Genomic DNA, 25726 nt, shown 5'->3' with positions numbered 1-25726 from the left:
CAGGGGCCTCTCAGCCGTGCCGGGCAATCTGAAGTCAACGACCGGACCAGAGCCGCCCACCAAGGCGGTCACGAATGAAGGCGGTGCGATGACCGACGACCGTAACCCGCACGGTGGCCCCGACCAGGGGGCTCCGCAGCACGGCAACCCGCAGCCCGGCACTCCCCAGCAGGGCGCTCCGTACCAGGCGCACGGACAGCAGTCCGCGCCGCAGGATCCGTGGCGGTACCAGCCCCAGACCCCCGGTTACCCAGGCGCTGCGGGCCATCCCGAGCAGGGCTACCCGCAGCCCGGCTACCAGGCGGGTTACCAGCCGACCGAGCAGTTCCCCGGCGTCGGAACGACCGGCACGCTGCCGACCACCGGCGCGCCGGTGGACACACCGCCGCGGCGGGTGGGGCGGACCTCGCTCGTCGCCGGCGCCATCGCCCTGGCACTGGTCAGTGGCGGTATCGGCGGTGCCGTCGGCTCGCTCGCGACGTCGTCGGGCAACGGCAGCAACGCCCCGGTGTCGAACGCGCTCGACGCCCCCAAGGCGAGCACCAGCCCGGCGTCCAACGCGCCGGAGGGCTCCGTCCAGGCGGTCGCGGCCAAGGTCGTGCCGAGCGTCGTGCAGATCCAGGTCTCCGGCAGCCGCGGCGAGGGTGAGGGATCCGGTGTGATCCTCTCGTCCGACGGCCTGATCATGACCAACAACCACGTGGTCTCCGGCGGCGGGCCCGACGGCAAGCTGATGGTCGCCTTCTCCGACGGCAGCACGGCACCCGCGACCCTCGTGGGGACCGACCCGACGTCGGACATCGCGGTCATCAAGGTGCAGGGCAAGTCGGGCCTGACCCCGGTCGAGCTGGGCTCCTCCGAGGGGGTCCAGGTGGGTGAGCAGGTCGTCGCGATCGGCTCGCCGCTCGGACTGGCCGGCACCGTGACCTCCGGCATCGTCTCGGCGCTCGACCGGCCGGTGTCGACCAGCGGCGAGACCGGCAACCAGAACACCGTCATCGACGCGATCCAGACCGATGCCGCGATCAACCCCGGTAACTCGGGTGGCGCGCTGGTGAACATGAACGGCCAGCTCATCGGCATCAACACCGCCATCGCGACCGCCGGTGGTCAGGGCGGATCGATCGGTCTCGGCTTCGCGATCCCGGTCGACCAGGCCCGACGGATCGCCGACGAACTCGTCGACACCGGCAAGGCCACGCAGGCGATCATCGGCGTGCAGGTGTCGGCCAAGGAGTCCACGGGCGGCGCGGCCGTCGTCGAGGTCACCCCGGGCGGTCCGGCGGACAAGGCCGGCATCCCTAAGGGCGTCATCGTCACCAAGGTCGACGATCGGGTCATCACGAGCGGTGACTCGCTGATCGCGGCCATCCGGTCCCACGCTCCCGGTGACACCGTGAAGGTGACCTACCAGGACTCCGCGGGCAACAGCAAGACCGTCGACGTCCAGCTCGGAACCCAGACCCAGGGCGGGCGTTGATGGAATCCGGTCATCCACGGCCCCCGGCACGGATTCTCAGGCCGCTCCCGACGGTGTCGGGCGGGCTGCCGGGGGCTGCCACTACGGTAGGGGCCATGGAACTCGAAGCACCGCTCGCCGGACGTGCGCTCGTCGTGATCGTCGATGACCGAACCGCACACGGTGACGTCGACTCGATCGGACCGCTCGTGACCGAACTGCTCACCGAGGCAGGATTCCTGGTGGACGCGACGGTCGCGGTGACCGCCGACGAGGTGGAGATCCGCAACGCACTGAACACCGCGGTGATCGGTGGCGTCGATCTGGTGATCTCCGTCGGCGGCACCGGTGTCTCGCCGCGCGACGTGACCCCGGACGCCACTGCAGACGTGCTCGATCGGGAACTGCCGGGAATCAGCGAGGCACTGCGGTCCTCGGGACTCGCGGCCGGCGCGGTCGACGCCGTCATCTCGCGAGGCCTCGTCGGGATCTCGGGCAGCACCCTGGTGGCCAACCTGGCATCGTCCCGGGCCGCGGTGCGCGACGGTATGGCGACGCTGACCCCGCTGGCGAGCCACGTCATCGGGCAGCTGTCCAGCATCGAAGAATAGGCGGCACGAACAGACATGTCGGAGGAACAGACGGACACCGGCTCGACGGCAGAGGGCCGGGCGTCGTCGGTGTCCGGACGGGCCCGCATCGATCGGGCCCGGCTGGACGCCATCTTCGGGACGGTTCTGCCGGAGCAGACCTCCGACGAACGCTCCCGCGACGGCGCGTCGTCCTCGGGCGGCGGCCAGGACGAATGGCTGCGGCGGCAGGTGCCGCCGCACCACGGCTGACCGGCGTTCCGCCCCGACAGCGCGACGACAACGACGAAGGAGCCCATCCGAATCCGATTCGGATGGGCTCCTTCGTCGTTGGGGGATCGAGCGGCTAGTCGAGGACGCGGGTGTGCTTCCCGTCCGGCTCCGTGCCGGCCGCCTCGCCGATGCGGCCCTCCGCCAGGATGTCGCGGATCTGGATCAGCAGATCGGCCTCGCTCGCCTTCGTGTCCTCTTCTTCGGTCGCGAAGCGGGCCTTGACGGCGTTCGCGGGCACGATGAGGACGAAGTAGACGACGGCGGCGATGATGACGAAGTTGATGATCGCGGTCACCACGGCGCCGACGTTGACGAACGTCTCGGGGTTCCCGGCGATGATCTCCTTGCCCCACGCGTGCTCCTCGGAGCCGCCGACCGCGGCGACGAGCGGGTCGACGATGTTGCTGGTGAACGCGGTCACGATCGCGGTGAACGCGGCGCCCACGACGACCGCGACCGCGAGATCCAGAACGTTTCCACGGAGCAGGAAGTCCTTGAAGCCCTTGAGCATGTGATGTCCCCTCTGTGTGTTTGCCCGACCGAGGCGAGACTAGTGCAGCGTCACCGTGATCGCGTCGGTGAGCGACGCGGCCGCGACCGCACTCGCCTCGGGCGCGGGGAGCGCGAGCATCACGACCTGGTCCCGCCGCGCCCCCGACGACGGTTGCTCGGGTGACACCAGGACCACCGCCGCGCCGGACGCCAGGACGGTCGCCGTGGGCGGCCGGGACGAGTCGGCTGCACGGGCTTCGCCCACTGTGAGGACGTCCACCCGGTCGCCCTCGCGGATGAATTGGGCGAGCCCGGCGTCGGACAGGCGGACGGGCACCACGCGGGCGTCGGCGGATCCGACGGCGGCCTCCGCGAGCCGAGGTCCGAGCAGGCGGACGTCGGTGAGGATCTCGCCGCCACGGACGGGGGAGGACACGGTGCGCCCGATGACCGCGCCGGAATCGTCCACGGCGGCGTCGGGGAGGTCGGTGCGGGGTCGGGCGACGGTGCGGATGTCGTTCGCGGTCACGACGTGACCGGGCGTCAGGTCGCGCGCCGCCACGACGACCGCTTCACCGGCGTCTTCGCGGTTGTCGCGGACGAACAGGACGAGCGCCACCGCGGCCAGGGTCGCCGCGGCGATCCGACGCGCAGTATCGGTCCGGGCCCACCCGGGGCGCAGCACCCGACCGAGCCGGTCGGTGATCGTCGGCGCGAGGGCTCCGCTGCGGTCGGTCTCGCGCCGACTGAACAGGTCGAGAGGCATGACGGGAACGCTAGGCCCGGGAGTGGAGGCCGGAACCCGTCCGAGGCGTGGTTTCCGGCCCGCCTGTGGATGAACGGCGGGCTGTGGAGAACCTGCTGTGGACTAGCTGGCGGCGGCGGGGGCGGAGGCGCTCGACGACGATCCGGACGTCGACGAGGTCGACGTGCTGGACGAGGAGTCGCTCTTCTTCGCCGGTTCGCTGGCGGTGCTCGAGCCGCCGCGGCTGTCGGTGCGGTAGAAGCCGCTGCCCTTGAAGACGATGCCGACCGAGTTGAACAGCTTGCGGAGCTTGCCGGAGCACTCCGGGCAGACGGTCAGGGTGTCGTCGGTGAACGACTGCACGATGTCGAATCGGTTGTCGCATTCGGTGCAGGCGTACGAATAGGTGGGCACTGGGGTTCCTCCGCATTGTGTAGTCAAACCGCAGGTGTTGGCACTCTACAGTCGACAGTGCCAACAGCGCGAACCAGCCGACTATTCCGCCGGTAGCGGGTGGACCTGGCGATTACGCCGGATCGCCCGCCCCGAGACGCACCAGCCCGCGACCCGGCGTGAGGGCATGGGTCATCGCCACGTCGTGCGGATCACCCGGCAGCCGCGGCACCAGCTCGCTGTCACGGACGATGGCGACCAGCATCGCGTCGGGTCGCGCCATCCCCAGCGTGCGGTCGTAGAAGCCGGCCCCCCGGCCCAGCCGGACGCCCTGTTCGTCCACGGCCAGCGCCGGCACGAGGACCACGGAGGCGGCGCCGACCTCGGTCGACGGCAGTACCGGACCGCGGGGCTCGCGCAGCCCGTATCCGGCCGGAACGAGGTCGTCCTGTCCGGTGAATTCGGCCCATTCGAGCGGGCCGGGCGCGCCGGTCACCGGCAGCAGCACCCGGCGTCCCGCGTCGCGCAGCGCGTCGAGCATCGCCGTCGAGCCCGGCTCGGTGCCGACCGGGACGTACGCGCACACCGTGGCGCCGACGTCCGGGGCGGGTGTGACCGATGTGACGAAAGCGACCAGCGACTCCGCCTCGGCCTGCTTGGTCTCGGGCGCGACGGCCCTGCGTTCCCGGAGTACGCGGGTCCGCCATTCCGCTTTGGTCGGCACATTCATGATCGCCACCTTAGGATCGCTCCGACCGGCCGCGGGGGCCGGTGGATAGGGTGGTGAGTTATGACAGATGCCGTCACCAATGACAACAGGTGCTTTCGGACGGCGGTCGTTCCCGCTGCAGGTATGGGAACTCGGTTCCTACCTGCGACGAAGACCGTCCCGAAGGAGTTACTTCCGGTGGTCGATACCCCCGGTATCGAATTGGTGGCGGGAGAGGCGGCCGACTCCGGGGCGAACCGTCTGGTCATCGTGACCTCACCGGGTAAGGACGGCGTCGTCGCTCACTTCGTCGAGGACCTCGTCCTCGAGAGCAAGCTCGAAGCCAGCGGCAAGTACCACCTTCTCGAGAAGGTGCGGAAGGCCCCCGGGCTGCTCGAGGTGGACTCCGTGGTGCAGGAGGAGCCGCTGGGTCTGGGACACGCGGTCGGGTGTGCCGAGGCTGTGCTCGACGACGACGAAGACGCCATCGCGGTGCTGCTGCCGGACGATCTCGTCATGCCGCGCGGCGTGCTCGAGACCATGTCCCGTGTGCGCGCCAAGCGCGGCGGCAGCGTGCTGTGCGCCATCGACGTGCCCAAGGAGCAGGTCAGCGCATACGGCGTGTTCGAGGTCGAGACGGTCCCGGATACCACCAACCCGGACGTCCTCAAGGTCACCGGCATGGTCGAGAAGCCCGCGATGGAGGACGCGCCGTCCACGTTCGCCGCGGCGGGCCGCTACCTGCTCGATCGGGCGATCTTCGACGCGCTGCGCCGGATCACGCCGGGCGCCGGTGGCGAGTTGCAGCTCACCGACGCGATCGCGCTGCTGATCTCGGAGGGCCACCCGGTCCACGTCGTCGTCCACCGCGGATCCCGACACGATCTGGGAAATCCCGGCGGCTACCTGCGCGCTGCGGTTGACTTTGCATTGGACAGCGAGGAATACGGCCCGTCCCTGCGTGAGTGGCTGACCGACCGTTTGAAGCGGCCGTCCGCCGAATAGCAGCACGCAGCAGTACACGGTCGGGTCGGCCAGGGTCGGGAGGACGAGAAACCACATGCGCTCGGTTGAGGAGCAGCAGTCGCGAGTGACTGCTGCCGCGGTCGCCCCCCGGCCCGTCCGGGTCGCAATCTCCGAGGCGCAGGGGTTGCTGTGCGCCGAGGAAGTGGTGACCGAACGGCCCCTGCCCGGCTTCGACCAGGCCGCCATCGACGGCTACGCCGTGCGCAGCGTCGACGTCCTCGCCGCGGGTACCGACATCCGCGGCGAGGACGGCGAGCCCACCGAGCTGACCTTGCCGGTCGTCGGCGAGGTCACCGCGGGTTCGCGCCAGCCGATTCGGCTGCAGCCGCGTCAGGCGGTGCGGGTCGACACCGGTGCGCCGCTGCCGACGCTGGCGGACGCGGTGCTGCCGATGGACCGCACGGACGGCGGGCATGCCCGCGTCAAGGTCTACAAGCCGGTCCGGTCCGGCGACTACGTTCGTCGCGCGGGCGACGACGTCCAACCGGGTGACGTCGCTGTGCGGGCCGGCACGATCATCGGTGCCGCGCAGGTGGGTCTGCTCGCCGCGGTCGGCCGGGACAAGGTCCTGGTGCATCCGCGTCCGCGCCTGTCGGTCATCTCGGTCGGCGGCGAACTGGTCGACATCGACCGGACCCCCGGACCGGGTCAGGTCTACGACGTCAACTCGTACGCGCTCGCGGCCGCGGCCCGCGACGCCGGCGCCGACGTCAATCGGGTCGGTATCGCGACGATGGATCCGCGGCGCCTGCGCGAGGTGGTCGAGGGTCAGCTGATCCGCTCGGAGATCGTCGTGATCGCGGGGGCTGTCGGCGGCGGCGCCTCCGACGAGGTCCGCGATGCGCTCGCCGACCTCGGGAACCTCGAGGTGGAGCGGGTGGCGATGCACCCGGGCTCGGTGCAGGGCTTCGGACAGCTCGGACGGGACGAGGTGCCGACGTTCCTGCTGCCGTCCAACCCGGTGAGCGCCCTGGTGGTGTTCGAGGTCATGGTCCGGCCGCTCATCCGTATCGCCCTGGGTCGCCGACAGCCGATGCGCCGGATCGTCACCGCGCGGACGGTCAGCCCGATCACGTCCATCGCGAACCGCAAGGGTTATCTGCGCGGTCAGCTGATGCGCGACGAGTCGACAGGGGAGTACCTGGTCCAGGCGCTCGGCGGCGCGCCGGGTGCGTCGTCGCATCTGCTCGCGACGCTGGCCGAGGCCAACTGTCTGGTTCTTGTCGAGCCGGACGTCACCGAGATCCGTGCCGGCGAACAGGTGGAAGTCGCGTTCCTTGCGCAGCGGGGCTGAACGCTCGATGTCGGTGCATCCGGGTTGGCCGGTACGGATCGGCCCGCTGCGGGTCCCGGCGGGCCGAGTGACGTTGCGACCCATCCGATTGCGGGATGCGGCCGTGTGGAGTCGGCTGCGGATCGAGAATCAGGAACACCTCGAGCCGTGGGAGCCGACCGGGCAGGCGCCGTGGGCGGACCGACACCACATCACGGCGTGGCCGGGGCTGTGCTCGAGTCTTCGTTCGGAGGCCCGCAAGGGTCGGATGCTGCCGATGGCCATCGAACTGGACGGCGACTTCTGTGGGCAGATCACGGTCGGGAACATCATCCGCGGTGCGCTGTGCTCGGCGTGGATCGGCTACTGGGTGGCCAAGGAGGTCGGCGGACAGGGAGTCGCGACGGCGGCGCTCGGGCTCGGCTTGGACCACTGCTTCGGGCCCATGATGCTGCACCGGGTGGAGGCCACGGTGCGCCCCGAGAACGTGGCCAGCCAGGCGGTGCTCCGACACGCCGGGTTCCGCGAGGAAGGGTTGTTGCGCCGATACCTCGACGTCGACGGCCAGTGGCGTGATCATCTGCTGGTGGCGATGACGGTCGAGGAGGTGCCGGGTTCGGTGTCCGATCGGCTGGTGCGCGAGGGGCGCGCGGACTGGGCGTAGTCCGCCCTCGTCGAACCCGAGAAACGCGGAGCGGCCCCGCCGGTGCCCGACTGCCGGCGAGGCCGCTGATCCGTGCTCAGACGATGACCGGCGGGCCGTAGCTGACGACGACGTCGTCGGCGACGTCGGTCGACGCGGTGAAGATGGCGTACGAGCGCACCGACACCGAACCCATCGCGTGGTTGACCTCGAGGTGCACGTCGCGCAGCGTGATCGCGCACTGCGTGGACTTGCACTCCTTCTTCTGGACCGGGACCGTCGCGATGGTGCCGGGGGCGACCTGCGTCGAGAGGTTGCCCTCGACGGGTGCCTCGACGCCGAGCTCGAGTGCCTGGCCGGTGAACAGGTTCACGGCGGCCGGCACGTTGGGATCGGCGGTGAGGATGAGGGTCTGCGCCTCCTCAGGGATGTAGACCGCCCCCGGCGTGAGGCCCGCGTTGCCGGTGATCACGGCGCCGTTGGAGACGTCCGCCTGGTAGCCGATCTGGTAGCCGACCTCGAGGGTGCCGCCGGTGAACGGCGCGCCGCCGTTGCCGCTCACCGTGGCGAGAGCCCGCTGGCTGGCGAAGAGGTCGCGCGTGAACTGGTTACCGGACAGCGGCGGAACGCTGTTGATGGACTGTCCGGTCTGGTCGATGCGGAGGTCCCAGCCGTCGAAGCTGACGGTGTGGGCGGACGTGTCCTCCTGTTGCATCACGTCGGCGCCGGCCGACCCGATGGAGATCGTCAGCATCAGGGCCGCGGCCCCGGCGAGGGCGAGGGTGCTGGAGCGTGCGAGCTTGCGGCGAAGGAAAGACTGGTGATTCACGAGCATAGGAATTCCTCGTCTTCGTTTGTTCGCGACCGGTGCAAACCGGCCTCGGGCAGTTTTGGACGACTCCGCGCGGCGTCGCCTCGATTGCAGTATTCGTTCTCCATCACTGGCGCGTAAGATTTTGGCGACTAGTTATCGCAAATTTGATAAAGAAAAGCTAACAATTCGGATTCGGTCTACCAAATGTGCCAATTCCGGTTTTCGAGCGAATCGTCGGAATTGGCACCCCGGGGCGGGGTGCGGGGGTGAGCGGTGCCCGTGCGCCGCCCCGGATCGGTGGGGCGATCACCGTCACTGAATCTCGAGGCTGCAATTTCGTTCTCGAGGGGTGATAATCGAGTGACGGGTGTGACACCTGCGAAAGCTGAGTCGGCGCGTCTGCGACGATGAGGGAGCGGATGCCACTACCCTGAACGGGGCAAGAGCGTCATCAGTGCTGGTAGACGAATGGGAGGAGGTCGCCGGTATGCCGAGTTCCTCGATCATCTGGATCGCGCTGGTTGCCGTCTGGCTGTTCGTCCTTGTTCCGATGCTCGTCAGCAAGCGGCCTCGCATCCGGCAGACCACAGATGCGGCGCTCGCCACTCGAGTGTTGTTCCGGGGAGGCGCGGATCGGCCGGCACGTGGTCCCGCGGCAGGGCATCGCAGTGATCCGAACTGGCATCACGGGCCGACATCGCAGAGCAGCGACACACACGGCGACGACGACATGTACGGCACAGACGCGGAGGACCGAATGGATGTTCATGCCGACTCCGAAATGATGGATGACGAGATGGATCGCCAGCGCGGTTCCGCACGGGAATTCGTTCCCAATCGGCGCGGCCGGGGCGGATTCGACCCGGAGGCCGACGCGCTCGCCCGGGCGGCGCGCTATCAGTTCCGGCAGCGCGCCATGCTCGGGTTCGTGTTCGCGGCGATTCTCACGGCCGCGCTCGCGATCGCCGTCAGTCCGGTCCTGTGGTGGGTGTTCGCCCTCGCCGTATTCGGGCTCGTCGGCTACATGGCGTACCTGCGGCGTCAGGTCAACCTCGAGCAGGAGATCCGGCGGCGTCGGATGGCACGACTCGGCCGCTCCCGCCTGGGGGTGGAGTCCGACACCGACGAGGAACTGCGTCTGGTGCCGTCGCGGCTCCGTCGCACCGGGGCGGTCGTGCTGGAGGTCGACGACGGGGATCCGGCGTTCGACCACCTCGAGCACTACGACATCGAGGCGGAGGAGTACGGCGAGCGGCGTGGCTACGACGGCTACCGCGACGACGGGATGCGGCGGGCGTCGGGGATGTGACGCCCCGCGGCACGGCCGCGAGGGACTCCGCGGGAGTCGCCGAAGCACTTCGAGAGCGCTGAGCGCCCGATCACCACGGTGATCGGGCGCTCGTTTCGTTTGCGCCTAGACATGGGATCTGACCAGGCGATTCGTTGTCCGGGGTCATGTCCTGTTACAGTTTCCGAGCGGTCAGCGAAAGCGGATCGTGGTTCGGGGCTGTGGCGCAGTTGGTAGCGCGCTTCGTTCGCATCGAAGAGGTCAGGGGTTCGATTCCCCTCAGCTCCACAACAAGAGAGGCCCCCTCCTTCGGGAGGGGGCCTCTTTCGTGTCCGGTCTTCTCGCGGACGGGGCGACTTCTGCGGGGGCTCGCTCGTCGGATCGCCGCCGCGGGTCCGTTAGCGGGACGCGTCCGGCGGGATCTCCGGCAGCCCTTCCGCGGCCCGCAGCTTCTCCGCGAGCGCCGTCAGCAGCGCCTGTGACTCCTCGGACAGGTCGAAGGCGCGTGTCGCGAGCCTGCGCAGCCCGTAGCCCTGCAGTTGGGACAGCAGGTCGAGGTCGTGGTCGACCTTCGCGGCGTAGATGTCGTTGAAGAAGTACGCCGGCTTCACCTTGAAGAACTTCGCGAAGGCCGCGACTGTCTCGTCCGACGGATTGGACCGCTGCCCCGAACGTAGCTGCGAGATGTACGGCTTCGAGATCTGGTGGCCGTCGGCGATGAGGGCGTTCGCCACCTCGGCGTTCGTGTGGGGTTTCCGGCCGGGAGGGTGGACGGTATCGAATAGCTTGTTGAGCCGCGCGGCGAAGTCAGACATCGCGAAGATAGTAGCACCGGGAATAACCGGCGGGTAGCTCGAGAATGATGATTGGTCGACCGTTCGGAAGACGCTCTCGTTGCCCCGTTCGAGACGGTGGAACGGGGCCTTGGAGTGTGAATAACCTTGTGATAGCTCGACGCCACGCTGTGCGGTAACGATGTCGGCCCGGTGCCACCGGAACCTGGAAAATGTGAGTGCCTGCGGGGAAACTGGGACTCATGGACCGCAGAATGAGCGACAACGAATTGCGCCGGGCGATTCGCGTGCTGCGTGAGCGGGCGGACGACGCGCGCAGCCACGGTCGTCCCGAGGACGCGGACGGGATCGAGAAGACCATCCGCGACTACCAGGACGAGATGACACAGCGCCTCTAGGCACTCGTCCCACAGCTTCCGGCGCCGTGTATCTCGGCGCCGGAAGTCGTCGAGCGCGGAAGTGGCGTGCGCCACGTACACTGCCGACACGGACCGAACGGATCGGCGAAGGTGGGGGACTGCACGCGATGGCGATCAAGACGCTCGACGGTAAGAAGTGCCTGATCACCGGGGCTGCCAGCGGGATCGGCCGGGCCACCGCGATCGCCGCGGCGGCACGCGGCGCCCACCTGTTCCTCACCGATGTGAACGAGATCGGGTTGGCCGAGACGATCGCCCTCATCGGCGCGGCCGGCGGCACCGTCAGTTACTCGCGGGCGCTCGACATCTCCGATTTCGAGGCGGTCACCGCCTTCGCGGACGAGATCCACGATCAGTTCGGCAGCCTCGACGTCGTGATGAACGTTGCCGGGATCTCGGCGTGGGGCACCGTCGAGAACCTGGAACACCGGCACTGGAAGTCGATGGTCGACGTCAACCTGATGGGACCGATCCACGTCATCGAGTGCTTCGTGCCGCCGATGATCGCCGCCGGACGGGGCGGGCACCTCGTGAACGTCTCGTCGGCGGCCGGCCTGCTGGCGCTGCCCTGGCACGCCGCGTACAGCGCCGGCAAGTTCGGGCTGCGCGGCGTGTCCGAGGTGTTGCGGTTCGACCTCAAGCGCCACGACATCGGGGTGAGCCTCGTCGTTCCCGGTGGCGTCCGCACGCCGCTCGTGGGCACCGTGCAGATCGCCGGGGTGGACCGCTCCGATCCGCGGATCGAGAAGCTCACCCGCCGGTTCGAGAAGCGCGCGGTCACCCCCGAGAAGGTGGCCGCCTGCATCCTCGCCGGTATCGCGAAGAACCGCTTCCTGGTGTACACGTCCGCGGACGTCCGGTTCGGCTACTGGTGGGCGCGCAAGTTCGCCCCGCCGTACGAGTTCGTCATGCAGAAGGCCAACGACCAGTTCAGTAAGCTCCTGTAGCCGCCACGGGGACGGTGGGAACTGCAGCCCGGGGCCGCAGCCGCCCGCTGTGCATCTCGTAGGCCGCGTCGACGAGGTCGAGCTGGTTCAGGTCGTGGGTCACCATGACCGTCGCGACGGAGCGTTCGCGGCTCAGGTCGGCCAGCAGGGCGACGATCTCCCGGCTGCGTTCCTCGTCGAGGGCCGACGTCGGTTCGTCCACCAACAGCACCGCGGGATCGTTCACGAGCGATCGGGCGATCGCGACCCGCTGACGCTGTCCACCGGAGAGCTGGTGCGGGCGTCGGTCCAGCTGGCCCTCGAGGCCGAGGCTGCTCAGCAGGTCGCGGGCGCGCCGGCGGCTCTCCCGGACCTTGCCGCCGTTCAGGTGCGTGATCATCTCCAGCTGCTCGGTGGCGGTGAGGGACGGCAGCAGGTTCGACTGCTGGAACACGAAGCCGAGCTTCTCGCGCCGCACATCGGTGCGGGCTGCGCGGTCGAGGCCGGTGACGTCGGTGCCGTCGATCGTCACGGTGCCGGAGTCGGGTGAGGTCAGCAGCCCGGCGACGGCGAGGATGCTCGACTTGCCGGACCCGGACGGGCCGGTCACGGCGACCAGGTGGCCGCGGTCCACGTGGAGGTTCACCTCGTCGAGGACGCGCAGCCGGGTGTCGCCGTCGGGGTAGGTGAGGACGATGTCGCGGAGGTCGATGCTCATGGGAGTCCTTTCGGGGTTTGTCGGCCGGCTCAGCGGGCGTTCGCGAGCGCAGACTGGGGGTCGATCGAGACGATGCGGGCCAGGGCGGCGGCGGCGCCCACCATGCCCATGACGATCAGCGCGACGAACGGCACGAGGGTGCCGGACAGGGTCAGCGTGAACGGAACGAACTGTGACGCGACCGCGCCCAGTGCCACCGCGGCGAGGCTGCCGAGCCCGGCGCCGAGGACCAGCACGATCAGCGACTGGCCGAGGGCGTCCTTGAGCAGGTACTTCGTGGATGCGCCGACAGCCTTGAGGACCGCCAGGTCCTGGCTGCGCTGGATGGTCCAGACGGTGAAGAACGCGCCGACCACGAGGGCGCTGACGGTCATCAGCATCGCCTGCATGAGGAGCAGCGAGCCGCGCTCCGAGGTGTAGGAGCCGATCGCCTCGAGGGCGCCCTTCTCGTCGGTGATCGACGTGCCGGTCGCCGCGGCGGCGCCGTCGGCGTCGAATCCACCCGACGTGCGCAGTGCGACGACGGTGCCGTCGCTGCCGCCGGCGGACGGCAGCTGCGTCCACATCTCGTGGTCGATCCACACCACGGGCTGGTGGCTGTAGAGGGAGTCGTCGACGAGTGCGGTGATCGTGAACGTCTGTGCGCCGACATTGATTCGGCTGCCCACGTCCCACCCGTTGTCCTTCGCGAGGTCGCTGTCGACCGCGGCCGATCCGGCGTCGAGAGGGACGGGGGCGGCGAAGGATCCGCCGTCCACACCGAACGCGGACGCGGCCACCTCCCTGCTGCCCGTGCTGATCCGGACCGGTGCGATCCCGATGATCGAGGCCTCGTCGACGCCGGGCGTCGCGGCGAGGGCGTCGCGCTGCTGCTCGGTGACGGTGGATTCGCCGAACGAGAGCGACTGACCGTCGGCGGGCTCGCCGAACGCGAACTTGTCGGCGCCGATGTTCTGCACGGCGGCGATCGACTGGTTGCCCAGTCCTGTGGTCAGCCCCGACAGCATGACTACCATCAGGGAGATCAGGAACAGGGCCGAGCTCATGAGGGTGAACCGACCCTTGGCGAAGCGGAGATCTCGAATACTGAGGAACATGTGATCCAGCGTCCCGCGGAGTAGGGGTCGGGGGCATCGCGCATCGGTTGACTTCCTCGGTCCATCGAAAGTAGGAGTTCGCCGCTCGCTGCGGCGAGTGGTGTACCGGCGGTGTTAGCGTGAGTGAAATGCAGACTTCCGACGCATCCCACCCCGGCGGTGTCGCCCCGGTGCTGCGCGCGATGCAGATCGGTGCGCACTTCCTGTTCGTGCTTCTGCTCGCGATCGGCGTCGGACGGGTCCTCGTCACGAAGGGCGCCGACGGCTGGTGGATCGTGGCGATCGCGGTCGCCGAACTGGTCTGGTACGGCTGCGGGGTGTTCTTCGCCCGTGGTGCCCGGGACGGCGGCCCGGTCGACAAGGCGTCGGGGCGGTCGTGGCTGGGCATCCTCGTCCTCGGCTGGCTGCTGCTCGTGGTCTCGGACCCCAACTTCGTGTGGCTCGTGTTCGCCCTTTTCTTCCTGTGTTTCCACCTGCTGACGATTCCGCAGGCGTTCGGCGCGACCGGTGCGCTCACGGCGGTGTCGATCGCGGCGAGCCTGTGGCACGGCGTGACCGAGACGGTGCCGTCGATCGTGGGACCGCTGATCGGCGCGGCCGTCGCCGCCGGCATGGCGACGGTGTACCAGTTGCTGGTGCGCGAGGCCGCCGAACGGCAACTGTTGGTCGACGAACTCACCGAGGCCCATCGCGAACTCCTCGGCGCGCAGGACGAACTGGTTGCGCTGCAACGGGAATCGGGTGCGCTCGCCGAGCGTTCACGGCTGGCTCGTGACATCCACGACACGCTCGCGCAGGGGTTCTCGTCGATCCTGCTGCTGGCGCGCGCCGGCTTGCGCGGCACCGAGACCGGTCCGATCTTCACTCAGATCGAGGACACCGCGCAGCAGAACCTCGTCGAGGCCCGCCGGGTCGTGGACGCGCTCGCGCCCGCCGCCCTCGAGTCGGCGCCGCTCGAGTCGGCGTTGCGCCGGTTGCTCGACCAACTCTCCGACCAGACGGGCATCAAGAGTGAACTGGTCACGGACGGCGCACAGGCGCTCTCGATGGACTACGACGTGGCACTGCTGCGGGTCGCGCAGAGCGCGCTCGCGAACGTGCGCCTGCACTCGCAGGCGCAGCGGGTCCGGGTCACCCTGAGCTACGCGGCCGACGAGGTCCGCCTCGACATCGTCGACGACGGTATCGGGTTCGATCAGCGCGAGGCCGGTGGGTTCGGTCTGCGCGCGATGCGGGATCGGCTCGGCGAACTCGGCGGCACGCTGGTCGTCGAATCGGCCCCCGGCGACGGGACGGCGGTTGCGGCTACGCTTCCAGTCGGGAGGCTGGTGTGAGCGAGATTCGGGTCCTGTTGGTCGACGACCATCCGGTGGTGCGTGCCGGTCTGCGCGCGTTGCTGGCGTCGCACGACGGGGTCGAGGTGGTGGCCGAGGCGTCGTCGGGCGAGGAGGCCGTGGCGCTCGCGGCGACCGCGAAACCCGATGTGGTGCTGATGGATCTGCGGCTCGGTGCCGGTATGGACGGGGCCGGGGCCACCGCGAAGATCACCGCGATGCCGGAGCCGCCGCGGGTCGTGGTGCTCACGACGTACGACACCGACGCCGACATCCTCCGGGCGGTGGAGGCGGGCGCGTCCGGCTACCTGCTCAAGGACACCGCCCCGCACGTGCTGATCGATTCGGTGGCGGCCGCGGCGCGCGGCGAGACGGTGCTGGACCCGGAGGTCGCGCAGCGGCTGTACCGGCGGATGCAGCAGCCCCGCGCCGACCTGAGCGCGCGGGAGATCGAGGTGCTCGGACTCGTGGCCCAGGGGCTGTCGAACCGGGCGATTGCGAAGCAGTTGTTCGTCAGCGAGGCCACCGTCAAATCGCACCTGGTGCACGCGTTCACGAAACTCGACGTCGACAGCCGCACCGCCGCCGTCGCGGCGGCCCGCGAACGGGGCCTCATCACCTGATCCGTCCGGTACCGTCGGCACCATGCCGAAGCGTTTCGAGTTCTCGGCCGAGTTCGATCATCCCGTCGAGCGTGTGCACGCACTGCTGACCGACGAGGACTATTGGCGCTCGCGCGTGGCCGCGGAGTCGCGCGCAGTGGTGCAGGTCGGCGAGGAGGCCGACGGCGACGGGCCTCCGGTGGTGACGGTCACGATGACCGAAACGGTCGACCCGGACAACTTTCCGGCATTGGTGCGCAAGGTGATTCGCGGCGAGATGCGGATGGAGCGGACCGACGTGTGGTGCCCGGTCGACGGCGGTAGGGCGGCGGGACGGGTCACCGGACGCTCCACCGGGATCCCCGTCGCGATCGACGGCGAGTATGCGCTGCGGCCGAACGGCGCAGGGGCGGTGCTCGACGTGCGCGGCACGATCACCGTGCGCGTCCCACTGGTTGGTGGACAGATCGAACTGCTGGCGCGGCAGATGGTGTCCCAGATGGTCGAGCGCGACCGCGTCGCGGCGCAGCGCCGCCTCGACGGGGACGGGGCGTGACGTCAGTCCAGGTCGACGTCGATGACGCGTGCCCCCGGGCCCTCGGTGCCGAGTTCGTCGTGCGGGTTGGCCAGGGTGCAGCTCGCCAGTGACAGGCATCCGCAGCCGATGCAGTTGGTGAGGTCGTCGCGGAGCCGGATCAACTGCTCGATCCGTCGGTCGAGGTCGGCGTGCCAGCGGCTCGACAGGCGGGCCCAGTCGCTGCGGGTCGGGGTGCGGCCGTCGGGCAGGGTCGAGAGGGCGTCGCGGATCTCGGCGAGCGGGATGCCGACGCGCTGCGACAACCGGATGAACGCGACCCGGCGGAGGACGTCGCGCTTGTAGCGCCGCTGGTTGCCGCTGGTGCGGCGGCTCGAGATGAGGCCCTCGCGTTCGTAGAAGTGCAGCGCCGATACCGCCACCCCGCTCCGCTCGGACAGCTGCCCGGGGGTGAGCTCCTTGGTGTGCCAGTCCGGCTTGTCCACGTCGTCCGCCTTTCTCGAGCCGGCAACCTCGACAATAGTCGAGGATTGCGAGGTGCCCACCGCGCGGCGCGGGACTACCGTTTACCCATGAGCGTGCGGGAGGCCCCGGGGCTCGGTGTTGACACCGAGGTGGGCACGTTGCGGTCGGTCCTGCTGCACCGCCCCGGCGACGAACTCAGGCGTCTCACGCCCCGCAACAACGACCAACTCCTGTTCGACGGGCTGCCGTGGGTGGACCGCGCACAGGACGAGCACGACGCGTTCGCGGACCTGCTCCGCCGCCACGGCGTCGAGGTGCTGCTGCTGGCCGACGTGCTCACCGAAACCCTGACGACCAGCGGTGCGGCACGCATGCAGGGCATCTCGGCCGCGGTCGATCCGCGCAAGCTCGGGCACGCGCTGGCGCAGGACCTGGCCGCGCACCTGCGCGGTGTCCCCGCCGACGAACTGGCCACGATTCTCACGTCGGGCATGACGTTCGACGAATTGCCGATCGGTACCGGTGCCGCGACGCCGTCACTGGTTCGGCTGATGCACCACGGTGGCGACTTCGTCATCGACCCGTTGCCGAATCTGCTGTTCACGCGCGATTCGTCGTTCTGGGTAGGCGGTCGCGTCGCGATCACGTCGCTCGCGCTGCCGGCGCGGGTGCGCGAGGCGTCGCTGACCGACCTGATCTACGCGCACCATCCACGATTCCGGGGGGTGCGCCGGGCGTACGAATCGCACACGGCGCCGGTCGAGGGCGGCGACGTCCTGCTCCTCGCGCCCGGGGTGATCGCGGTGGGGGTGGGGGAGCGGACCACGCCGGCGGGGGCGGAAGCGTTGGCGCGCAGCGTCTTCGAAGACGGTCTCGCGCACACGGTGCTCGCGGTGCCGATCGAGCAGCGGCGCGCGTCGATGCACCTCGACACGGTGCTCACCATGGTCGACTCGGACGCCGTGGTGATGTATCCCGCGGTGCGGGACACGTTGTCGGCGTACACGATCCGACGCGAGGACGGGCTCGTCTGCATCGGCGGGCCGGAGCCGTTCCTGGAGGCCGCGGCGACGGCGATGGGCATCGGCAAGCTCCGGGTGATCGACACCGGACTCGACCACGTCACCGCCGAGCGCGAGCAGTGGGACGACGGCAACAACACCCTCGCGCTGGCGCCGGGAGTCGTAGTGGCCTACGAGCGGAACGTCGAGACGAACGCCCGGATGGAGGCGTCGGGCATCGAGGTGCTGCGCATCTCCGGGTCCGAACTGGGGTCGGGCCGGGGCGGACCGCGATGCATGTCGTGTCCACTTGCACGCGATCCGCTGGCCTGACCGGCGAACTACAGGATCTCGCGCACCTTCTCGTAGGGGCGCGCCAGCACGGTGCCGCGATCGGTCACCACGATGGGGCGTTCGATCAGGATCGGGTTGACGACCATCGCGTCGAGCAGCTCGTCCTCCGACGCCGTCGCCAGCCCGAGTTCCTTGAACAGGGCCTCCTTCTTGCGGATGGCCTCGCTGGGGCGCAGGCCGGCGTCGTCGAGGAGCTTGCGCAGTCCGTCGTGCGACGGCGGCGTCTCGAGGTACTTGACGATCGTGGGCTCGATTCCGGCGTCCTCGATCAGCTTCAGGGTGTTCCGCGACGTGCTGCAGCGCGGGTTGTGGTAGATCGTTGCGGTTTTCGCGGTCTCGTTCATGCCTGCCATGCAAGTCATTGTGCACGGGGACAATGGCAGGGAGCGGACACGTCATGTCGAAACCAGTGTGAGGAGTCCACCATGACCGATCGACGCGTCGTCATCGCCGGCGGGCACGGGAAGATCGCCCGGCACCTGATCAAGCTGCTCACCGCCTCGGGGGACCGGGCGGTGGCGCTCATCCGCAATCCCGACCACGAGGGCCCGGTCCGGGCGCTCGGGGCGTTTCCAGTGCTCGTGGACCTCGAGCAGGCGACCGCCGACGAGGTCGCCGAACTGCTCCGCGGTGCCGACGCCGTGGTGTTCGCGGCCGGTGCCGGACCCGGGAGCGGTGCGGCGCGCAAGGACACCGTCGACCGCGGTGCGGCGGTGCTCGTGGCCGACGCGGCCGAACGTGCCGGGGTTCGGCGGTTCGTGCAGGTCAGCTCGTTCGGGGCGGGGGAACCGGTTCCGCCGGGTACCGACGAGGTGTTCGCCGCGTACCTGATCGCGAAGTCGGCGGCCGAGGAGGATCTGCGCGGCCGGGACGGCCTGGACTGGACGATCCTGAGGCCCGGCGGCCTCACCGACGACGAGCCCACCGGGGAGGTGGCGCTGACCGAGCCGCCGCTCGAGCGCGGCACGGTGCCGCGAGCCGACGTCGCCGCGGTGATCGCGGCTCTGCTCGATTCCGGCGCGGACGGCCGCACACCCCGGGCGGTGGGCCGCACTTTGATGCTCACGCAGGGCTCGATTCCGATCCCGGACGCCGTCGCCGCGATACCGTGAGTTCACGGGCCGGATCAGCAAGGACGACGAAACGGGGACGCCGGTGGAGATCGAGATCGACCACGACGCTGCGACACCGCCGTTCGAGCAGTTGCGGATCCGCATCCTCGAACTCGTTCGCAACGAGGAGTTGGTCGCGGGCACCAAGATTCCGACGGTGCGCAAGTTGGCCGCCGATCTGGGGATCGCGCCCAACACGGTGGCCCGCACGTATCGCGAACTCGAGCAGCTCGGGGTGATCGAGACCCGCGGCCGGCTCGGTTCCTTCATCGCGGCGACCGGAGATCCGACGCGGACCAAGGCGCAACGGGCGGCGTCGGAGTACGTCGCGACGGTGCGGCGGCTGGGAATGTCCGACGAGGACGCGGCCGCGTTCGTCGCGACCGCGCTCAAGGGCGCGTGAACCGTTTAGTTGACGCTTCAACTTAAACCTGTCACAGTGGAGGCATCCGAGGGCGCGGTCCCGTGCGTCCGAATCCCATCCCGATCCCACCCTGAGGCCTCTCATGAACTCCACGGCATTCCGTGACGCCACCCTGCTCATCGCCCGCGTCGGTATCGGCGTCGTCTTCATCGCCCACGGCTGGCAGAAGTTCTTCGACTGGGGCATCGACGGCACCCAGGCCGCGTTCGCCGGCATGGACATTCCGCTCGCCGACGTCTCGGCGATCGTCGCCGCCACGATCGAGCTCGTCGGCGGCATCTCGCTGCTCATCGGGTTCGCCACCCGCATCGCCGGTGTCCTGCTGTTCCTGAACATGCTCGGGGCGTTCTTCTTCGTCCACGTCGGCAACGGCGTCTTCGTCGGCGACGGCGGTTACGAGCTGGTCGTCGCCCTCGGCGTCGCGTCGCTGCTCATCGCGGGAGTCGGTGCAGGCCGGGTCAGCGTCGACGCCTTCGTCGGCAAGAACTCGCGCATCCTGTCCGCGGCATAACCGCGCAACGCCAGGTCGCACGCGAGCACCCGGACGCCGCCACGAGCGTTCGGGTGCTTGCTTTTGTCCCTGAAGATGAGCAGCGTGTGAGGAATGGCAGGCACGCGCGAGGTGTCCCGGACCGATCGTGTGGTGTTCGGCGTCGCCGCGGGTGCGGTCGCCGCCATCCTGGTGTGGGGACTGGCCGCACCCGACAATCTCGAGTCGGTCACCGGGGACATGCTCGACTGGCTGGTCACGAACATGGGCTGGCTGTTCGTCATCGCCGCCTCCGGTTTCGTGATCTTCACGCTGTGGCTGGCGGCGAGCCGCTACGGGCGGATCCCGCTCGGCAAGGACGGTGAGAAACCCGAATTCACCACGGTCAGTTGGATCGCGATGATGTTCAGCGCGGGCATGGGCATCGGACTGATGTTCTTCGGTGTCGCCGAACCCCTCGCACACTTCGTCACCCCGCCGCCCGGCACCGACGGCGGTATCGGAACGGCCATGGCCACCACCATGTTCCACTGGAGCCTGCACCCGTGGTCGATCTACGCGGTGATGGGACTGGCGATCGCCTACGGCACCTACCGTCGTGGACGCCCGCAGCTGATCAGCGCGGCCTTCTTCCCGCTGCTCGGCCGGCGCAGCGAGGGGCCGATCGGCCGGGTCATCGACATCCTCGCGATCTTCGCGACGATGTTCGGTACCGCCGCGTCCCTCGGGCTCGGAGCGCTGCAGATCGGTTCCGGACTCGAGGTCGTCGGCTGGATGGGCGAGGTCGGCACCTTCCTCCTGGTCGCCGTCGTCGCGGTGCTCACCCTTGCCTTCGTCGCGTCCGCGGTGTCCGGAGTGGCCAAGGGCATTCAGTGGCTCTCGAACATCAACATGGTGCTGGCGCTCACCCTCGCGGTGTTCGTCTTCGTGCTGGGGCCGACGGTGATGATCCTCAACCTCGTGCCCGCCACGATCGGCAACTACGCGGCCGACCTGGCGATGATGTCCGCGCGGACGGCGGCGTCGAGCAATCCGGCCACCGGAGAGTGGCTCTCGTCGTGGACGATCTTCTACTGGGCGTGGTGGATCTCGTGGACCCCGTTCGTCGGGATGTTCCTCGCCCGGATCAGCCGCGGCCGCACCATCCGGCAGTTCGTGGTCGGCGTCATCCTGATCCCCAGTCTCGTCAGCCTGCTCTGGTTCTCGGTGTTCGGCGGCGCCGGCATCAACGAGCAACAGGAGGGCATCGACCTCGCCGGCCGCGACACCACCGAGAGCCAGTTGTTCGGCATGCTCGAGCACCTGCCGCTGTTCGGGCTCTCGACCGTCATCGTCATGGTGCTGGTCGCGATCTTCTTCGTCTCCGGCGCCGACGCCGCCTCCATGGTGATGGGCACGCTGTCGCAGCGCGGGGCGCTCGCGCCGGCCCGCTGGGTCGTCGTCTTCTGGGGCCTGCTCACCGGCGGCGTCGCGGCCTTGATCTTGTGGACCGGCGGCGCCGACGCGCTCAACGGGCTGCAGACCATGACGATCATCGCGGCCGCGCCGTTCGTGATCGTCATGATCGGGCTTAGCATCTCGCTGTACCGGGATCTGTCGCGTGACCCGATGATCCTCGCCGAGCGCAAGGAACGACGTCTGTCGGTGCGGGCCCGCAGTCGCTGGACGTGACGCGCCGACCGGTCAGCCGCGGTCGGTGACCATCGACAGGATCCGGGGCAGCGGCGTCCAGTCGGTGGAGACGACGGACGCCGACCGGCCCGCGAGTTCGAGGACCCGCGCCCGCGCGCCCGCCTCGTCGGGGGCGACCGGGTCGAGCGCCGGAGCCACCTTGTGCGCGTCGGTCATGACCACCAGGTAGCCGTTGTCGCGGTACCACTCGGTGTCGATGTCGCCGCCCGTGAACGCCGTCGCGTCGCCGTCGAACACCACGAACCACGGCCGCAGGGCCTCGTCGTAACGCACGCGCGGATCGCCGGCCTGCGCCTTGTGCACCGCGGGGAACGCGCTCGCCAGGCCCACACCGTCGACCCGGGCGAGGTCCGCGAGGTGCGTCGCGTAGGCGCGGTCGATCCACCAGGTGTCGAGCGGATTGACCTCTTGCACGGTCCCCGGGATCAGTTCGAACAGGAACTTCCCGCGCAGCGCGTCCACCGCGGGCCAACCCGCGGTGCGCACGGCGTCGTCGAGCGTCGCGGCGCCCGGCCCACCGTGGGCGAGCAGATCGGCGGGCCCGAACACCGCATCCCCGAGATGGCTGCGCACCAGCGCGTCGAACTCCCGTGGACCGCGACCGAGCGGCGCGGTGAACCCGTCCTTCATCTCGACCTTCACCACGACGGGCGGATGGTCCGGGTTCGCGTCGTGCCACGTCCGCAGATCGTCCAGACAGCCACCCAGGAACTGGTCGCGCGGACCGGTCCGCAACTGTGCCGGAGAGGTCGCGCCCGCGCAGTTGTTGTCGTTCGCGACCGGGTTCGAATGCGACACACGCCAATCCGGGCCCGCGGCGTTGGTCCACACGTCCAGCTCGATCAGGCCCGCCCCGGCATCGAGGGCATCGGTGAGGAACGGGTAGCGCTGCTTCTCGAACGTGTTGTGGACACCCACCGACGTCACGTCCGAGTAGCGTGGCGCCCCCGGACCGGAATCGGCTTGCGCCGTTGCGGGTACGAGCACGGTCAGCACGGCGAGTGCGGTCGTCGCGATTGCCGCGAGAGACGTTCTGGGCATCCGGTGCACACTACCCACACGCGGGCACGTCCGGACGCCTTTCACGGAGCGGGGTCAGCGCCAACTCGGCAGCCACAGTTCCCGCTGCCACATCTCCGGGGTGATCGGCATCGCCGTGAGGATCGGCCACAGCCACACGAAGTTCGCGACCACGAGCCCCACGTACAGGCACACCGCGAGCAGTCCGGTGCCGCGCCGCTCGGCCGAATCCCTCACGGTTCCCAGAATCTCGCCGAGAATCAGCGCGATCGCCATCACGAAGAACGGGGCGAGCGCGACCGCGTAGAAGTAGTACATCTGCCGGTCCAGCGTCACGAACCACGGCAGCAGCGCGGCGGCGTACCCGGTGAGCACGGTCGCGTACCGCCAGTCGCGGCTCACGAACGTTCGCCACAACGCCCAGCCGAGCACCGGCACCGCCAGCCACCACATCGCGGGCGTGCCGATCAACATGACCGCCTTGACGCAGCTGGGCCCGCCGCAGCCGGACACGTGATCGCCCTCGGCGTAGTAGTACAGCATCGGCCGCAGGCCCATCGGCCACGTCCACGGCTTGGACTCCCACGGGTGGTGGTTGCCCGCCGAATTGGTGAGCCCCGCGTGGAACTCGAGCACCTTCGCGCTGTAGTACCACAGCGACCGCAGCGCCTCGGGCACGAAGGAGAACGGCCCGCCCGCGCCGATCTGATTGCCCACCGCGTGCCGGTCCACACCGGTCTCGCTCGCGAACCAGGCACCGTACGTGCCGAGATACACGATCAACGGCACCGCGACGAGCGCGTACAGCGACGGGCCGATGTCACGGATCGCCGTCCCGACCCACGGCCGGCGCACCCCGTACGCGCGTCGGGCCGCGATGTCGAAGCCCACGCACATGAGTCCGAAGAACGCGATGAAGTACATGCCGGACCACTTGGTGCCGCACGCCAGCCCGAGCATGATGCCCGCGCCGAAACGCCACCACCGGACACCGAGTCTGGGCCCGAAGTCGGTGACGTCGATGCGCCCCTCCGCCCGCACCCGGGCCATCCGCTCGCGCACCTGGTCGCGGTCGACGACGAGGCAGCCCAGCGCCGCGACGGTGAACAGGGCCAGGAAGATGTCGAGCATCCCGAGCCGGGACGAGACGAACGTGACGCCGTCGACGATCAGGAGCAGGCCGGCGATGGCGCCGATCAGCGTCGACCGGGTCATGCGGCGCACGATGCGGACGACCAGCAGCACCAGGATCGTCCCCGCCATCGCCGACGCGAACCGCCAGCCCCACGCGTTGTAGCCGAACAGGGCCTCGCCGATCGCGATCAACTGCTTGCCGACCGGGGGATGCACCACCAGCCCGTAGCCGGGGTTGTCCTCGATGCCGCCGCCGGTGAGCACCTGCCAGCCCTGCGGGGCGTAGTGCTTCTCGTCGAAGACCGGGGTGCCCGCGTCGGTGGGGTAGTTCAGCATCGTGAACCGGGTGATCGCGGCGAGCGCGGTCACGATCGCCGTCACGATCCAGCCACGTCGCCGATCGGTCGGGCCGAAGTCCGGGGCGGGGGCGAGCGGCGCCGGGCTCACGAGTCGGCCACTGCCGGACGACGGCACGGGACGATCGTCCGTCAGCTGGGTCACGAGTCGATCGTAGGCTGTCACCCATGACTGGTCGCCTCGTCCTCGCCGCAACTCCGATGGGTGACATCGGTGATGCCTCCGATCGCCTGCGCAGCGCGCTCGGATCCGCCGACGTCGTCGCCGCGGAGGACACCCGTCGCACCAAGGCGCTCGCGGCCGCGTTGGGGGTCACGATCACCGGTCGGGTGGTGAGCTTCTACGACCAGGTCGAGGTCAGCAGGCTGCCCGCACTGCTCACGGACCTCGAGGAGGGCCGGACGGTCCTGCTCGTCACGGACGCCGGGATGCCGTCGGTGAGCGACCCCGGCTACCGGTTGGTCGCGGCGTGCGTCGAGAAGGATCTGCCGGTGACGTGCCTGCCCGGGCCGTCCGCGGTCACGACGGCGCTGGCGTTGTCCGGGCTGCCAGTCGAGAGGTTCTGCTTCGATGGGTTCCCGCCGCGCAAGGCGGGGCAGCGCCGCGCCTGGCTGGAGGCCCTGCGGACCGAGCCGCGGGCGTGCGTGTTCTTCGAGGCGCCGCACCGGCTGGCGGCCTGCCTCGCCGACGCAGTGGACGTGCTCGGCGGGGATCGGCGCGCCGCGGTCTGCCGGGAGCTGACGAAGACGTACGAAGAGGTGCGCCGCGGCACGCTCGCGGAGCTGGCCGAGTGGGCGGTCGACGGTGCCCGAGGCGAGATCACGGTTGTCCTCGAGGGCGCGCAGCCGGTCTCGGCTGATCCCGAGGATCTCGTGGGGGAGGTGGAGCGTCTCGTCGCCGAGGGCGTCCGGCTCAAGGACGCGTGCGCTCAGGTCGCCGCGGAGAAGTCGCTGGGCGTGTCCAAGCGAGAGTTGTACGAGACGGTGCTCGCGACGCGTCGGGACTGACGCCCGGCGCGTCCGGACAAAAAATCGCCGACGGTTGCCGGCCCCCGCCGACCCCCGTCGAACGACTCACCCGCGGGTGGGGGCTTCGACCGAGATCGAAGCCCCACCCGGCGGGTTCGCGGCCGCATCGGCGGGGGCCGCACCCAACAGCACCATCAGCCCCACAGTCGCCGCGATCACGAGAGCAGCTGCCACTGCCGGCGGTGTTCTCGCCGTCAACTTCGTCGCTCTTTCGATCATCGCGCGCTCCTCCTCGGTGGCGTGTGCCGGTTGGGACTACCCCTCGTCTGTCTCCAGCCCCTACCGGCAACCGCGCCGCCGGCCGGGGCCGTTGTGCGTCGATGTCGACTTTGCCCCGCTTCGCCGAACTCAGAAACCGACGAGTCCGCACGAAGCGCTATCATCGCAGTTCGCAGGCGGTGAGGAATTAATCCGCAGCGGAATTCGAGGGGTCCTCTACGCCGCCTACGTCGTCGGCTGAGGGGCGGAATCGACACGAATCGGGCCAACCAGTCGGGGACGGAAGGAGGGGACGCGGGC

General features: G+C 69.4%; 31 protein-coding genes and 1 tRNA gene. 19 read left to right on the top strand and 13 right to left on the bottom strand.

Annotated elements, in window-relative coordinates; genetic code table 11:
• Positions 1–88 precede the first annotated feature (88 nt).
• From EGT67_RS05930 to EGT67_RS05920, 3 genes are all read left to right on the top strand, one after another.
• Positions 89–1480 (top strand): S1C family serine protease, encoded by a 1392-nt coding sequence (locus EGT67_RS05930; protein ID WP_127915126.1) that lies wholly within the window; start codon positions 89–91, stop codon positions 1478–1480.
• 95 nt (positions 1481–1575) lie between these two features.
• Positions 1576–2070, top strand: coding sequence for a MogA/MoaB family molybdenum cofactor biosynthesis protein (locus EGT67_RS05925; protein ID WP_241565908.1), 495 nt, complete (start codon positions 1576–1578; stop codon positions 2068–2070).
• 15 nt (positions 2071–2085) lie between these two features.
• A complete protein-coding gene (locus tag EGT67_RS05920; protein ID WP_127915125.1) occupies positions 2086–2301 on the top strand; it encodes a hypothetical protein in 216 nt (71 codons plus the stop codon).
• A gap of 94 nt (positions 2302–2395) precedes the next feature.
• On the opposite strand, the gene mscL is transcribed toward EGT67_RS05920, so the two are convergent.
• The 4 genes from mscL to EGT67_RS05900 form a co-directional block, all read right to left on the bottom strand.
• Complete coding sequence (gene mscL / locus EGT67_RS05915) at positions 2396–2833, bottom strand: large conductance mechanosensitive channel protein MscL (protein ID WP_127915124.1); 438 nt, start codon at positions 2831–2833, stop codon at positions 2396–2398.
• Positions 2834–2872: 39 nt separating this feature from the next.
• Positions 2873–3580: an RcpC/CpaB family pilus assembly protein gene (locus tag EGT67_RS05910; RefSeq protein ID WP_127915123.1), complete on the bottom strand. Its 708-nt coding sequence runs from the start codon at positions 3578–3580 to the stop codon at positions 2873–2875.
• A gap of 102 nt (positions 3581–3682) precedes the next feature.
• Entirely contained in the window at positions 3683–3973 is a 291-nt protein-coding gene (locus EGT67_RS05905) for an FmdB family zinc ribbon protein (protein WP_127915122.1), read from the bottom strand.
• Positions 3974–4085: 112 nt separating this feature from the next.
• Positions 4086–4682 carry a 5-formyltetrahydrofolate cyclo-ligase gene (locus tag EGT67_RS05900; RefSeq protein WP_164877491.1) on the bottom strand — a complete coding sequence of 199 codons (597 nt, stop codon included), beginning with the start codon at positions 4680–4682 and terminating at the stop codon, positions 4086–4088.
• 60 nt (positions 4683–4742) lie between these two features.
• On the opposite strand from EGT67_RS05900, the gene EGT67_RS05895 reads away from it, so the two are divergent.
• From EGT67_RS05895 to EGT67_RS05885, 3 genes are read left to right on the top strand one after another with little or no spacing between them, the layout of a single operon-like run.
• Positions 4743–5666, top strand: coding sequence for a UTP--glucose-1-phosphate uridylyltransferase (locus EGT67_RS05895; RefSeq protein WP_127915120.1), 924 nt, complete (start codon positions 4743–4745; stop codon positions 5664–5666).
• Between the two features lie 55 nt (positions 5667–5721).
• Entirely contained in the window at positions 5722–6981 is a 1260-nt protein-coding gene (gene glp / locus EGT67_RS05890; RefSeq protein WP_127915119.1) for a molybdotransferase-like divisome protein Glp, read from the top strand.
• A gap of 7 nt (positions 6982–6988) precedes the next feature.
• Complete coding sequence (locus EGT67_RS05885; protein WP_127915118.1) at positions 6989–7624, top strand: GNAT family N-acetyltransferase; 636 nt, start codon at positions 6989–6991, stop codon at positions 7622–7624.
• Positions 7625–7700: 76 nt separating this feature from the next.
• Here EGT67_RS05885 and EGT67_RS05880 read toward each other — a convergent pair whose 3' ends face one another.
• The gene (locus EGT67_RS05880) at positions 7701–8432 is read right to left on the bottom strand and encodes an MspA family porin (RefSeq protein ID WP_241565907.1); all 732 of its coding nucleotides are present in this window, start codon (positions 8430–8432) and stop codon (positions 7701–7703) included.
• Positions 8433–8904: 472 nt separating this feature from the next.
• On the opposite strand from EGT67_RS05880, the gene sepX reads away from it, so the two are divergent.
• Positions 8905–9726: a divisome protein SepX/GlpR gene (sepX, locus tag EGT67_RS05875; protein WP_127915116.1), complete on the top strand. Its 822-nt coding sequence runs from the start codon at positions 8905–8907 to the stop codon at positions 9724–9726.
• Between the two features lie 194 nt (positions 9727–9920).
• Positions 9921–9993, top strand: a tRNA-Ala gene (locus EGT67_RS05870).
• A 110-nt stretch (positions 9994–10103) separates the two neighbouring features.
• Here the strand turns inward: EGT67_RS05870 and EGT67_RS05865 are convergent.
• Positions 10104–10520 carry a helix-turn-helix domain-containing protein gene (locus EGT67_RS05865; protein ID WP_127915115.1) on the bottom strand — a complete coding sequence of 139 codons (417 nt, stop codon included), beginning with the start codon at positions 10518–10520 and terminating at the stop codon, positions 10104–10106.
• 233 nt (positions 10521–10753) lie between these two features.
• Between EGT67_RS05865 and EGT67_RS25015 the strand changes: the two genes are divergently transcribed.
• Both EGT67_RS25015 and EGT67_RS05860 read left to right on the top strand, forming a co-directional pair.
• Positions 10754–10897 carry a hypothetical protein gene (locus EGT67_RS25015; protein WP_164877481.1) on the top strand — a complete coding sequence of 48 codons (144 nt, stop codon included), beginning with the start codon at positions 10754–10756 and terminating at the stop codon, positions 10895–10897.
• A 128-nt stretch (positions 10898–11025) separates the two neighbouring features.
• A complete protein-coding gene (locus EGT67_RS05860) occupies positions 11026–11865 on the top strand; it encodes an SDR family oxidoreductase (protein WP_127915114.1) in 840 nt (279 codons plus the stop codon).
• Here EGT67_RS05860 and EGT67_RS05855 read toward each other — a convergent pair.
• Both EGT67_RS05855 and EGT67_RS05850 read right to left on the bottom strand, forming a co-directional pair.
• A complete protein-coding gene (locus tag EGT67_RS05855; protein WP_127915113.1) occupies positions 11849–12562 on the bottom strand; it encodes an ABC transporter ATP-binding protein in 714 nt (237 codons plus the stop codon). The genes EGT67_RS05860 and EGT67_RS05855 overlap by 17 nt on opposite strands.
• Positions 12563–12591: 29 nt before the next feature.
• Positions 12592–13659 (bottom strand): ABC transporter permease, encoded by a 1068-nt coding sequence (locus EGT67_RS05850; protein WP_127915112.1) that lies wholly within the window; start codon positions 13657–13659, stop codon positions 12592–12594.
• A gap of 128 nt (positions 13660–13787) precedes the next feature.
• On the opposite strand from EGT67_RS05850, the gene EGT67_RS05845 reads away from it, so the two are divergent.
• Genes EGT67_RS05845 through EGT67_RS05835 form a run of 3 tightly spaced genes read left to right on the top strand, consistent with a single transcriptional unit; the run spans position 13788 to position 16151 of the window.
• On the top strand, positions 13788–14993 hold the full coding sequence (locus tag EGT67_RS05845; protein ID WP_127915111.1) for a sensor histidine kinase: 1206 nt from the start codon (positions 13788–13790) through the stop codon (positions 14991–14993).
• On the top strand, positions 14990–15616 hold the full coding sequence (locus EGT67_RS05840; protein ID WP_127915110.1) for a response regulator: 627 nt from the start codon (positions 14990–14992) through the stop codon (positions 15614–15616). Before EGT67_RS05845 ends, EGT67_RS05840 begins: the two co-directional genes overlap by 4 nt.
• 22 nt (positions 15617–15638) lie before the next feature.
• Positions 15639–16151, top strand: a complete 513-nt coding sequence (locus EGT67_RS05835; RefSeq protein ID WP_127915109.1) for a DUF2505 domain-containing protein — start codon at positions 15639–15641, stop codon at positions 16149–16151.
• 2 nt (positions 16152–16153) lie between these two features.
• On the opposite strand, the gene soxR is transcribed toward EGT67_RS05835, so the two are convergent.
• Entirely contained in the window at positions 16154–16615 is a 462-nt protein-coding gene (gene soxR, locus EGT67_RS05830) for a redox-sensitive transcriptional activator SoxR (protein WP_127915108.1), read from the bottom strand.
• An 87-nt stretch (positions 16616–16702) separates the two neighbouring features.
• Here soxR and EGT67_RS05825 point away from each other — a divergent pair, with 87 nt between their 5' ends.
• A complete protein-coding gene (locus EGT67_RS05825) occupies positions 16703–17929 on the top strand; it encodes an arginine deiminase (protein ID WP_164877490.1) in 1227 nt (408 codons plus the stop codon).
• An 8-nt stretch (positions 17930–17937) separates the two neighbouring features.
• Here EGT67_RS05825 and arsC read toward each other — a convergent pair whose 3' ends face one another.
• Entirely contained in the window at positions 17938–18294 is a 357-nt protein-coding gene (gene arsC / locus EGT67_RS05820; protein WP_421958099.1) for an arsenate reductase (glutaredoxin), read from the bottom strand.
• Between the two features lie 81 nt (positions 18295–18375).
• Here arsC and EGT67_RS05815 point away from each other — a divergent pair, with 81 nt between their 5' ends.
• From EGT67_RS05815 to EGT67_RS05800, 4 genes are all read left to right on the top strand, one after another.
• Positions 18376–19062, top strand: a complete 687-nt coding sequence (locus EGT67_RS05815; protein ID WP_127915106.1) for an SDR family oxidoreductase — start codon at positions 18376–18378, stop codon at positions 19060–19062.
• Between the two features lie 43 nt (positions 19063–19105).
• Positions 19106–19465: a GntR family transcriptional regulator gene (locus tag EGT67_RS05810; RefSeq protein ID WP_127915105.1), complete on the top strand. Its 360-nt coding sequence runs from the start codon at positions 19106–19108 to the stop codon at positions 19463–19465.
• A 103-nt stretch (positions 19466–19568) separates the two neighbouring features.
• Complete coding sequence (locus EGT67_RS05805; protein WP_127915104.1) at positions 19569–19997, top strand: DoxX family protein; 429 nt, start codon at positions 19569–19571, stop codon at positions 19995–19997.
• 93 nt (positions 19998–20090) lie between these two features.
• Positions 20091–21647, top strand: coding sequence for a BCCT family transporter (locus EGT67_RS05800; protein WP_127915103.1), 1557 nt, complete (start codon positions 20091–20093; stop codon positions 21645–21647).
• Positions 21648–21659: 12 nt separating this feature from the next.
• Here the strand turns inward: EGT67_RS05800 and EGT67_RS05795 are convergent, their stop codons facing one another.
• The gene (locus EGT67_RS05795; RefSeq protein WP_206612292.1) at positions 21660–22709 is read right to left on the bottom strand and encodes a phosphatidylinositol-specific phospholipase C domain-containing protein; all 1050 of its coding nucleotides are present in this window, start codon (positions 22707–22709) and stop codon (positions 21660–21662) included.
• Between the two features lie 54 nt (positions 22710–22763).
• On the bottom strand, positions 22764–24323 hold the full coding sequence (locus tag EGT67_RS05790) for a dolichyl-phosphate-mannose--protein mannosyltransferase (RefSeq protein ID WP_127915102.1): 1560 nt from the start codon (positions 24321–24323) through the stop codon (positions 22764–22766).
• Between the two features lie 23 nt (positions 24324–24346).
• Here EGT67_RS05790 and rsmI point away from each other — a divergent pair, with 23 nt between their 5' ends.
• Positions 24347–25186, top strand: coding sequence for a 16S rRNA (cytidine(1402)-2'-O)-methyltransferase (rsmI, locus tag EGT67_RS05785; RefSeq protein ID WP_127915101.1), 840 nt, complete (start codon positions 24347–24349; stop codon positions 25184–25186).
• Between the two features lie 66 nt (positions 25187–25252).
• On the opposite strand, the gene EGT67_RS25445 is transcribed toward rsmI, so the two are convergent.
• A complete protein-coding gene (locus EGT67_RS25445) occupies positions 25253–25381 on the bottom strand; it encodes a hypothetical protein (RefSeq protein ID WP_277750143.1) in 129 nt (42 codons plus the stop codon).
• Positions 25382–25726: the final 345 nt, after the last annotated feature.

Source organism: Prescottella agglutinans (genome assembly GCF_004011865.1).
GTDB lineage: Bacteria > Actinomycetota > Actinomycetes > Mycobacteriales > Mycobacteriaceae > Prescottella > Prescottella agglutinans.
The sequence above is the reverse complement of the archived record's forward strand: the minus strand, read 5'-3'. Positions and strand labels throughout refer to the sequence as shown.

Coding starts and splice junctions, on each gene's coding strand:
- EGT67_RS05930 (WP_127915126.1), top strand. CDS start 89: ATGACCGACGACCGTAACCCGCACGGTGGCCCCGACCAGGGGGCTCCG.
- EGT67_RS05925 (WP_241565908.1), top strand. CDS start 1,576: ATGGAACTCGAAGCACCGCTCGCCGGACGTGCGCTCGTCGTGATCGTC.
- EGT67_RS05920 (WP_127915125.1), top strand. CDS start 2,086: ATGTCGGAGGAACAGACGGACACCGGCTCGACGGCAGAGGGCCGGGCG.
- mscL (WP_127915124.1), bottom strand. CDS start 2,833: ATGCTCAAGGGCTTCAAGGACTTCCTGCTCCGTGGAAACGTTCTGGAT.
- EGT67_RS05910 (WP_127915123.1), bottom strand. CDS start 3,580: ATGCCTCTCGACCTGTTCAGTCGGCGCGAGACCGACCGCAGCGGAGCC.
- EGT67_RS05900 (WP_164877491.1), bottom strand. CDS start 4,682: ATGAATGTGCCGACCAAAGCGGAATGGCGGACCCGCGTACTCCGGGAA.
- EGT67_RS05895 (WP_127915120.1), top strand. CDS start 4,743: ATGACAGATGCCGTCACCAATGACAACAGGTGCTTTCGGACGGCGGTC.
- glp (WP_127915119.1), top strand. CDS start 5,722: ATGCGCTCGGTTGAGGAGCAGCAGTCGCGAGTGACTGCTGCCGCGGTC.
- EGT67_RS05885 (WP_127915118.1), top strand. CDS start 6,989: ATGTCGGTGCATCCGGGTTGGCCGGTACGGATCGGCCCGCTGCGGGTC.
- sepX (WP_127915116.1), top strand. CDS start 8,905: ATGCCGAGTTCCTCGATCATCTGGATCGCGCTGGTTGCCGTCTGGCTG.
- EGT67_RS05865 (WP_127915115.1), bottom strand. CDS start 10,520: ATGTCTGACTTCGCCGCGCGGCTCAACAAGCTATTCGATACCGTCCAC.
- EGT67_RS25015 (WP_164877481.1), top strand. CDS start 10,754: ATGAGCGACAACGAATTGCGCCGGGCGATTCGCGTGCTGCGTGAGCGG.
- EGT67_RS05860 (WP_127915114.1), top strand. CDS start 11,026: ATGGCGATCAAGACGCTCGACGGTAAGAAGTGCCTGATCACCGGGGCT.
- EGT67_RS05855 (WP_127915113.1), bottom strand. CDS start 12,562: ATGAGCATCGACCTCCGCGACATCGTCCTCACCTACCCCGACGGCGAC.
- EGT67_RS05850 (WP_127915112.1), bottom strand. CDS start 13,659: ATGTTCCTCAGTATTCGAGATCTCCGCTTCGCCAAGGGTCGGTTCACC.
- EGT67_RS05845 (WP_127915111.1), top strand. CDS start 13,788: ATGCAGACTTCCGACGCATCCCACCCCGGCGGTGTCGCCCCGGTGCTG.
- EGT67_RS05835 (WP_127915109.1), top strand. CDS start 15,639: ATGCCGAAGCGTTTCGAGTTCTCGGCCGAGTTCGATCATCCCGTCGAG.
- EGT67_RS05825 (WP_164877490.1), top strand. CDS start 16,703: ATGAGCGTGCGGGAGGCCCCGGGGCTCGGTGTTGACACCGAGGTGGGC.
- arsC (WP_421958099.1), bottom strand. CDS start 18,294: ATGAACGAGACCGCGAAAACCGCAACGATCTACCACAACCCGCGCTGC.
- EGT67_RS05815 (WP_127915106.1), top strand. CDS start 18,376: ATGACCGATCGACGCGTCGTCATCGCCGGCGGGCACGGGAAGATCGCC.
- EGT67_RS05805 (WP_127915104.1), top strand. CDS start 19,569: ATGAACTCCACGGCATTCCGTGACGCCACCCTGCTCATCGCCCGCGTC.
- EGT67_RS05800 (WP_127915103.1), top strand. CDS start 20,091: ATGGCAGGCACGCGCGAGGTGTCCCGGACCGATCGTGTGGTGTTCGGC.
- EGT67_RS05795 (WP_206612292.1), bottom strand. CDS start 22,709: ATGCCCAGAACGTCTCTCGCGGCAATCGCGACGACCGCACTCGCCGTG.
- rsmI (WP_127915101.1), top strand. CDS start 24,347: ATGACTGGTCGCCTCGTCCTCGCCGCAACTCCGATGGGTGACATCGGT.